The organism is Pseudoxanthomonas sp. LjRoot204_2 (genome assembly GCF_056175765.1).
The window spans coordinates 1-7,602 of sequence record NZ_JBGFFG010000147.1 but is presented as its reverse complement, the minus strand read 5'-3'; the positions used below and the strand labels follow the sequence as shown (position 1 = coordinate 7,602).

The following is a 7,602-nucleotide window of genomic DNA, read 5'->3' as shown; positions in this document are numbered from 1 at the left end:
CCACGCGGCCTGCCGCCGACCAGTTGCTGCGCGCGATGCAGGGCTTCGCCGAGGTGGTCGAAGCACTCGACCAACACCAGCCGCATGCGCGCACGGTCGCGCAGCTGCGGGCGGCCGGGCTGGAGGTGCGCAGCACGCCGCCCGCCGATGCCCGGCCGCGCTTCGCCCCCTTGCTGCGCGAACTGCGCGAGCAGGCCGTCGGCACGCTGGGCGACGGTCGCGAACTGCGGATGGACGCCGGCCGCGGCTTGCGCGTCATCTGGCTGAAACCCGCCACGCGCGAACCGCTGTGGGTGTCGTTCGCGTACGACCGCCCCGGTACCGGCATGCGCCGCTTCTCGGTGCTGATGCTGGTGGGCTGCGTGGTGCTGGTCTGGCTGGCCGCGGCGTACTTCGCCCGTCGGCTCGTACAACCGCTACGCCAGCTCGCCRYGGCCGCGCCGGCCATCGTGCGGGGCGATGCACCGCCGCCGGTGCATGCACGAGGCCCGCGCGAGGTCGCGGACCTGGCGCAGGCGCTGGGTGACGCCAGCCGCGACGTGCGCGCGGCGGCGGAAGAGCGCGCACTGCTGCTGGCCGGCATCTCGCACGACCTGCGCACGCCGCTGACGCGCCTGCAGTTCGCCCTGGAGATGGTGCCGGACACCGATCCGGAACTGACCCGCAGCATGCATCGCGACATCGCCGAGATGGACGCCATCCTCGGCCAGTTCATCGCGTTCGCGCGCGATGGCCGCGACGAGGGCAGCGAGACCGTCGACCTCGCCGCGATCTGTCGGCATGCGGTTGCCGCGGCGTCGAAAGCATGGCGCGTCGACCTGCCCGAGCACGCCCTGCTGCCCGGCAAGCCGATGGCGCTGCTGCGCGCGGTCGAGAACCTGCTGGTCAACGCCGAGCGGCATGGCGCGTTGCCGTTGTCGCTGCAGCTGTGGGCAGAAGGACCGGCCTGGGTGGTCGAGGTGGCCGATGGCGGCCCCGGCCTCTCCGCCGAAGCGGCCGAGAGCGCGCGCCAGCCTTTCGTCCACGACCAGGCGGGCGGCGGCAGCGGCCTGGGCCTGCCGATCGTCGACCGCGTGGCGCGCCAGCACGGCGGCGAACTGCGCCTGCTGCCGAATACCCCCCACGGCCTGCGCGCCCAGCTGGTGCTGCGCGCGGGTTGAACCGGACGTCCCCACGAGGTGATGCGATGAAGACGCTGTTCCGTACCGGCCTGCTGGCCTGTGCCTTGTTCGCCGTGCTGCCGCTGGCCGCGCAGACCTTCCGTGAGCGCCTGCAGGAGATGCGCGATGCGTCGCGCCAGCCCGCAGCGCGTGTGCCGACGCTGCCGGCCGGCGCACGCGCCGTCCGCGATGTGTCCTACGGCAACGATCCGCGCCAACGCTACGACGTCTATCTTCCCGCGCAACCGCAACGCGCGCCGGTGATCCTGTTCGTCCACGGCGGCGGCTGGGCCAACGGCAACAAGGACAACCCGGGCGTGGTCGAGAACAAGGCGGCGTACTGGTTGCCGAAAGGCTATGTGCTGGTCTCGATCAACTACCGCATGCGACCGGACACCGCGCCGATCGACCAGGCCCGCGACGTCGCGCGCGCGCTGGCCGACGTGCAGAAGCGCGCGCCGTCATGGAACGCCGATCCGGCGAACGTGATGCTGATGGGCCACTCGGCCGGCGCGCACCTCGCCGCACTGGTGGGTGCGTCGTCCACGCTGTGGCGCGACGCGGGGGCCGCCCGTCCGCGCGGTGTGGTCTCGCTCGACAGCGGCGCGCTCGACGTGCCGCTGACGATGAAGAAGCCCCCACTGCCGCGCATCTATGATGCAGCGTTCGGCCGAAATCCGGCCGACTGGATCGCCGCCTCGCCTTACCACCAGCTCACGCGCGACGCGGTGCCGATGCTGTTCGTCTGCTCGTCGCGGCGGCAGGACGCATGCCCGCAGGGGCGCGCGATGGCGGAGAAGGGGAAGGCGCTGGGCGTGGCGATGGAGGTGCTGCCGGAGGATCTCTCGCATGGCGAGGTGAATCGACTGCTCGGCGCATCCTCCGATTACACCGAGGCGGTGGATGCGTTCGTGCGGGAGCAGTTGCAATAGTGCTGACCGACGTTTCCCTCGCCCCGTGAAACGGGGAGAGGGTGCCGCAGGCGGGTGAGGGGCGAACGGAGCCGCAATCCGATAGCTCTCCAGATCATTCCGCGTTCGATCAACAGCGCCTGCTACTTGGCGGAAGCATCTGCGCCAACAGCGCCCCTCATTCGCCCTCCGGGCACCTTCTCCCCGCACACGCGGGGAGAAGGGGGTGAGCAATGCGTCAGCGAATGATCCGCACGGCAGCCAACGCCTCCTGCAACCGCGCACGCGCGTTCGCTTCGTCGAAGGGTGGCGTCGCCGGCGGGTCGTAGACCTCCGGACGCGTGCCGGCGATCAGCAGGTCGATGGCGAGGCAACGCCCGTTGCGTACCGAGCGGTAGGCGTCCACCGACTGATAGTGGCTCATCGCAGCGTCGCTGGCACGGAAGTGACGGAATGCCTGGCCGTCGATGCGTACCTCATCGGGCGGTTCGGTGGTCGCGCCTTCCGGCGGGTCCAGGCAGGTGACGAGGGCGTGGCTGTCGGTGCTGGTGCCGATGCGCAATTCGGCGGCGGTGATCTTGTCCGATCCGTCCAGCACCAGCGCGACCAGCGGTTCGCCGCGCACGTCGGGGGCGGCGAAGGTCTTCCAGTCGCCGTTGGACAGATAGTCGCGGGTGAATTCGCGGCGCAGCGCGAAGCCTGGCGTGGGCGCAAGCGCGATGCCGATGTCGTCGTCGGAGAACTGGAACTGTGGCGCTTCGCGTCCGATCACGGGCGGTGCCGGATCGGCGATCTCGGCCGCAGTTTGTGTCGCCGCCTCGACCTCTTCCTGCTGCGGCGCGCGGTCGCAGCCGACGAGGAGCGTGGCGGCGATGGCAGCAAACAAGGGAATGCGGACGATGGGTTTCATGGCGCTCTCCTGCGCAAGCGGTGCGCCGAGTCTGGCAAGCCGTGCGTGAAGCCGGCGCCTGCGATTCAGCCGACCAGCAATGGCAAGGCCTGCGCTGCGGTCGCCCGCCAGACGAGGTCCACCTCCTTGGACAGCGCCGTCGGTTCCGGATTGATCTCCACCACGGTCGCGCCGTGGCGTCGCGCCAGTGCGGGCAGGCCGGCCGCGGGATACACCAGGCCCGACGTCCCTATCACCAGCATCAACGTGCAACGCTCGGCGGCGTCCACCGCAGATGCCCACGCGTCGTCCGGCAAGGCTTCGCCGAACCACACCACGCCCGGACGAATGCGGTCGCCGCACGCCGTGCAGCGCATCGGCTCGACCCGCTGCATGCCGTCCACGTAGTCGTCGAGCATCGTGTGCGCGTGGCCGCAGGCGAAGCAGCGCAAGGCGAACAGGCTGCCGTGCACGTGCGCCTCGACGGCACTGCCGGCGCGCTCGTGCAGGTCATCGACGTTCTGGGTGACCAGCGACAGCGGCATGCGCTGCGCCAGCGCCGCGAGGGCGCGGTGGCCGGCATTCGGCTGCGCATCGCGCACCGCCTGCATGCGCCAGCGGTACCAGCCCCAGACCAGTGCGGGGTCCTCGCGCCAGGCCTCGGCCGTCGCCAGCCGCATCGGGTCGAAGCGCGACCACAGGCTGTCGTGCGTGCCGCGGAAGGTGGGGATGCCGCTCTCGGCCGACATGCCCGCGCCGGTCAGCACGCAGAGCCGGCCACCCACGTTGATCGTCCTCTGCAGCGTGGAGGCGATCGCGGTCGGCACGGCGTCCATGGCTCAGGCCTTGTGCGGCGTGGCCAGGTATTCGGCGCTCTGCATCTCGATCAGGCGCGAGGCGGTGCGCTCGAACGCGCCCTGCAGGCGGGTGCCGGAGTACAACGCCGTGGGCGCTTCCGCGGCGGTGCAGACCAGGTTGACGTGGCGGTCGTACAGCTCGTCGATCAGGTTCACGAAGCGGCGCGCGGCATCCTCGTTCAGCGCATCGAAGCGCGGGATGCCGCCCATCAGCACGGTGTTGAACTCGTGCGAGACCTCGATGTAGTCGGTCGTGCCGCGCGGACCCTCGCACAGCGAGGCGAAATCGAACCACGCGATGCTCTTGCCCTGGCCGCGCACCGGGATCTTGCGACTATCGATCTCGATGTTGCCGCCGTGCGCCGCCTCGCCGCCGCTGAGTTCGCGCCAGCGCATCGCCAGCCAGTCGTCGGCGGTGGCATCCAGCGGCGTGCGGTAGACCGGTGACCGCGTCAGCGCGCGCAGGCGGTAGTCCTCCTGCCCGTCGGAGCGCAGCACCACGCAGTGCTGTTGCAGCAGCTCGATGGCCGGCAGGAAGCCCGCGCGCTGCAGGCCGTCCTTGTAAAGATTCTGCGGCGCGGTATTGGAGGTCGTCACCAGCGTGATGCCCTCGGCGAACATGCGCTCCAGCAGCCGCGCCAGCAGCATCGCATCGCCGATGTCGGTGACGAAGAACTCGTCCAGCACCAGTACGCGCAGCTTGCCGCGCACCTCGCGCACGATCTTCGCCAACGGGTCGCTTTCGCCGGCATGCAGGCGCAGTCGCTCGTGCACGCCGCGYATGAAGCGGTGGAAGTGCGTGCGGTACTTGCCGCCACCCTCGCCGTGCGCCTTGTTCTGCGAGACCGAATACGTCGGCAGCGGCAGGCTGTCGTAGAACAGGTCGACCAGGAAGGTCTTGCCGCGGCCCACTTCGCCCCAGTAGTACAGGCCCTTCACCGGCTCCGGCGCCTTGCCGAACAATCGACCGAACAGGCCGGGCGCGCCGTCGTCGGCGAGCAGCGCGGTGTGGATGCGGTCCAGCTCGGCCAGCGCAGGATGCTGCGCGGGGTCGTCCTGCCACTGGCCCTGCGCCGCGCCGCGCGCATACACCTGCGACGGCGCCGCGGCCATGTTTCCGGCGTTGTCCGTCGTCACGCCGGCACGTAGCCTTTCATCGCGTGCTTGATGGCACCGCGCAGGTCCATCAGCTTGCGGTGGAAGAAGTGGCTGGTTTCCGGCATGCGGATCAGCTCAGGTGGCTGCTTCAGGGTATCGATCCAGTCGTAGACCGCCTGCGGCTCGACGATCTCGTCCTCTTCGCCCTGGATCACCAACCACGGACAGGTCGGCGGCACGATCGCATCGAAATCCCACCGGCCGGCGGGCGGCGCGATCAAGACCAGTGCGTCCGGCTGCAGCGCGTCCGTCGCGCGCAGCGACACGTACGCGCCGAAGCTGAAACCGGCCAGCCACAACTGCGTGCCCGGCCGCTGTTCGCGCACCCAGTCCACCACCGCGCGCAGGTCGTCCCTTTCACCGTCGCCATGGTCGAAGAATCCGGCCGAAGCGCCGGTGCCGCGGAAATTGAAGCGCACCGACACCGCGCCGAGTTCGCGCAGGCTGCGCGCGGCCATCACCACCACCTTGTTGTGCATGGTGCCGCCCTCCGTGGGCAGCGGGTGGCAGACCACGGCAGTGATGGGCGCAACGGGCTCGCCCTCCTCGGGCCAGTCGACATGGGCTTCCAGCGGCCCTTCAGGGCCTTCCAGGGTGATCGCGCCGGAGGTGGTGGGGAATGCGGGGTTGGTCATGCCGCCATGATAAGCCTTGCATGTGCAAGGGGATGTCGCTTCTCCGCGGTCGGTCATTCCGGCGTGAACCGCCGTCGGCGATCGGACACCGACGGAATGAGGGGGGATCGCGCGTGCTACCAAGGTCCCGCAGCGCCCCGCGCAGCGCTGTGCGATCCTGCCGTCCCCACGTCGCGCCCGCTGCACCATGGCATTCGATGCCTTCGCCCTGATCCTGGCCCTGCTCGCCCTCGGCACGGTGTTCGCGCACCTGCGCGTGTTCCCCGCGAATGCCGCCGACGTCCTCAACCGCGTGGTGCTGTACGTCTGCCTGCCCGCCGCCGTACTGATCTACGTACCGCGCCTTCAGGTCGATGTGTCCGTGCTTGGCGTGGTGGCCACGCCGTGGATCCTGACAATCGCCACCGTGGCGCTGGTGGCCCTGGCGACGCGCGCGTTCGGATTCCGCCGCGACGAGCACGCCGTGCTGCTGCTGTGCGTGGCGCTGTGCAACAGCAGCTTCATCGGCTACCCGATGGTGCGCGCATTGCTGGGCGAACACGCGCTGCCGTACGCGGTGGTGTACGACCAGTTCGGCACCTTCGTGCTGCTCTCCACCTTCGGGCTGTACGTGCTGGCGCGTTACGGCGGCGACGCGCCGCCTACCCCGCGCGAGATCGGGCTGCGCATCGTGAAGTTCCCTCCGGTCTGGGCGCTGCTGGTCGCCCTGACGCTGATGCCGGCGCAGCCGCCGGCGTGGATCGGCTCGGCACTGCAGAAACTGGCCGACGCCATGCTGCCGCTGGTGATGCTGGCGGTAGGCCTGACCCTGCAGCTGAAACTGCCGCGCGACGAATTGAAGCCGCTCGCCGTCGGCCTGCTGTTGCGCCTGCTCGTCATGCCGGCGCTGGCGGTGCCGCTGTCGCTGGCCTTCGGCATGCGCGGCGAGATGCTGCAGGCGAACGTGCTGGAGTCCGCCATGCCGACCATGATCACCGCCGCCGCGCTCGCCATCTCACATCAACTCGCGCCGCGACTGGCGGCGGCGCTGGTCGGCTACGGCATCCTGCTGTCGCTGGTGACGCTGCCGATGTGGGCGTGGGTGGTGGGGAAGCTGGTGGCGTAACCGCGCGGTTGGCGCATCGCGAAGCTTCTCGCGAAGGTGCCGGCTCGTTTCCGACAGGAGTGGGCAATGCGCAAGGCAGGCAAGAGGGGTGCGTGGCTGGTGGCGACCGCGTCGTTGTTCGCGCTGGGTTCGGTGAATGCGCAGCAGCAATCCCCGCCGGCAACGCCCGTGCAGCTCACGACCGATGCCCCGCCGCTGGCGGCGGTCAACCAGGCCTGGCACGACGCTTGGCGCGCGAATTTGGAGGCCCATCTGCGGACGGTGGCTGCGCGCGGCACGCCGCGTGACCTGCTGGTCGCAGGCTGGCTGTGGCCTGCGGAAGCCGATGTCGCGCCTCGAAGCGCAGGCATCGTTCGCGAGGCCGCAGGCACGCGCGTGGATCCAGGCGGCCTACACCGCTACCCGCGGTGACGACCCGCTGGTGGACTGGACCCTGCTGCATGCCTGCGCGGTGACGGGCGCCACCTGCGATCGCGACCGCCTGCTGCAGCGCCTGATGGCAGGCGATCCGGGCAACACCGACCTCCTGCTGATGGCGTACCAGGATGCCGTGGTGCGCAAGGACAGCGTGGCGGCAGACCCTTACTGGCGGATGGCCGCAGAGGGAACGCACCACCGCTCCCGGATCAACGACCTCGGTGTGCTGATGCTGTCGGCACTGCGCGAGGCGCCCGCACCTCCGCTGGAGCCGGCCCTGGCCACCGCGATGGGCGACGACTTCGGCCTGGGGCGCGCGGCCACACCACAGGACCTGGCCGGCATCATGGTGATGTCGCTCAATACAGCTTTCGCGATGCCGGCGCTCTATCCGATCACCCAGCGCTGCCGGGCGGAGGTCGGGCGACTGCCGGCCGATGCGCTGTCCGCGTGCAAGCGCATCTACACAC

9 protein-coding genes are annotated in these 7,602 nt (G+C 70.0%); 5 read left to right on the top strand and 4 right to left on the bottom strand.

The features are described 5' to 3' along the window. Positions 1-1,160 (top strand): ATP-binding protein (locus AC04L7_RS08740; protein ID WP_475512842.1); only part of this gene is annotated, 1,160 nt, incomplete at its 5' end. 26 nt (positions 1,161-1,186) lie between these two features. Then, positions 1,187-2,092: an alpha/beta hydrolase gene (locus AC04L7_RS08735; RefSeq protein WP_435995903.1), complete on the top strand. Its 906-nt coding sequence runs from the start codon at positions 1,187-1,189 to the stop codon at positions 2,090-2,092. Positions 2,093-2,309: 217 nt separating this feature from the next. On the opposite strand, the gene AC04L7_RS08730 is transcribed toward AC04L7_RS08735, so the two are convergent. From AC04L7_RS08730 to AC04L7_RS08715, 4 genes are all read right to left on the bottom strand, one after another. Next, positions 2,310-2,981, bottom strand: coding sequence for a hypothetical protein (locus AC04L7_RS08730; protein ID WP_435995905.1), 672 nt, complete (start codon positions 2,979-2,981; stop codon positions 2,310-2,312). A 65-nt stretch (positions 2,982-3,046) separates the two neighbouring features. Beyond that, the gene (locus tag AC04L7_RS08725; RefSeq protein ID WP_435995907.1) at positions 3,047-3,796 is read right to left on the bottom strand and encodes an SIR2 family NAD-dependent protein deacylase; all 750 of its coding nucleotides are present in this window, start codon (positions 3,794-3,796) and stop codon (positions 3,047-3,049) included. 3 nt (positions 3,797-3,799) lie between these two features. Then, on the bottom strand, positions 3,800-4,930 hold the full coding sequence (gene zapE, locus AC04L7_RS08720) for a cell division protein ZapE (RefSeq protein ID WP_475512841.1): 1,131 nt from the start codon (positions 4,928-4,930) through the stop codon (positions 3,800-3,802). Positions 4,931-4,950: 20 nt separating this feature from the next. Then, positions 4,951-5,610 (bottom strand): alpha/beta hydrolase, encoded by a 660-nt coding sequence (locus AC04L7_RS08715; protein ID WP_435995911.1) that lies wholly within the window; start codon positions 5,608-5,610, stop codon positions 4,951-4,953. A 187-nt stretch (positions 5,611-5,797) separates the two neighbouring features. Here AC04L7_RS08715 and AC04L7_RS08710 point away from each other — a divergent pair, with 187 nt between their 5' ends. From AC04L7_RS08710 to AC04L7_RS08700, 3 genes are all read left to right on the top strand, one after another. After that, on the top strand, positions 5,798-6,715 hold the full coding sequence (locus AC04L7_RS08710; RefSeq protein ID WP_435995913.1) for an AEC family transporter: 918 nt from the start codon (positions 5,798-5,800) through the stop codon (positions 6,713-6,715). Positions 6,716-6,781: 66 nt separating this feature from the next. Further along, positions 6,782-7,126 (top strand): hypothetical protein, encoded by a 345-nt coding sequence (locus AC04L7_RS08705; protein WP_435995915.1) that lies wholly within the window; start codon positions 6,782-6,784, stop codon positions 7,124-7,126. Beyond that, the coding region (locus AC04L7_RS08700; RefSeq protein ID WP_475512840.1) for a hypothetical protein at positions 7,041-7,602 on the top strand (562 nt) is incomplete at its 3' end. The genes AC04L7_RS08705 and AC04L7_RS08700, both read left to right, overlap by 86 nt.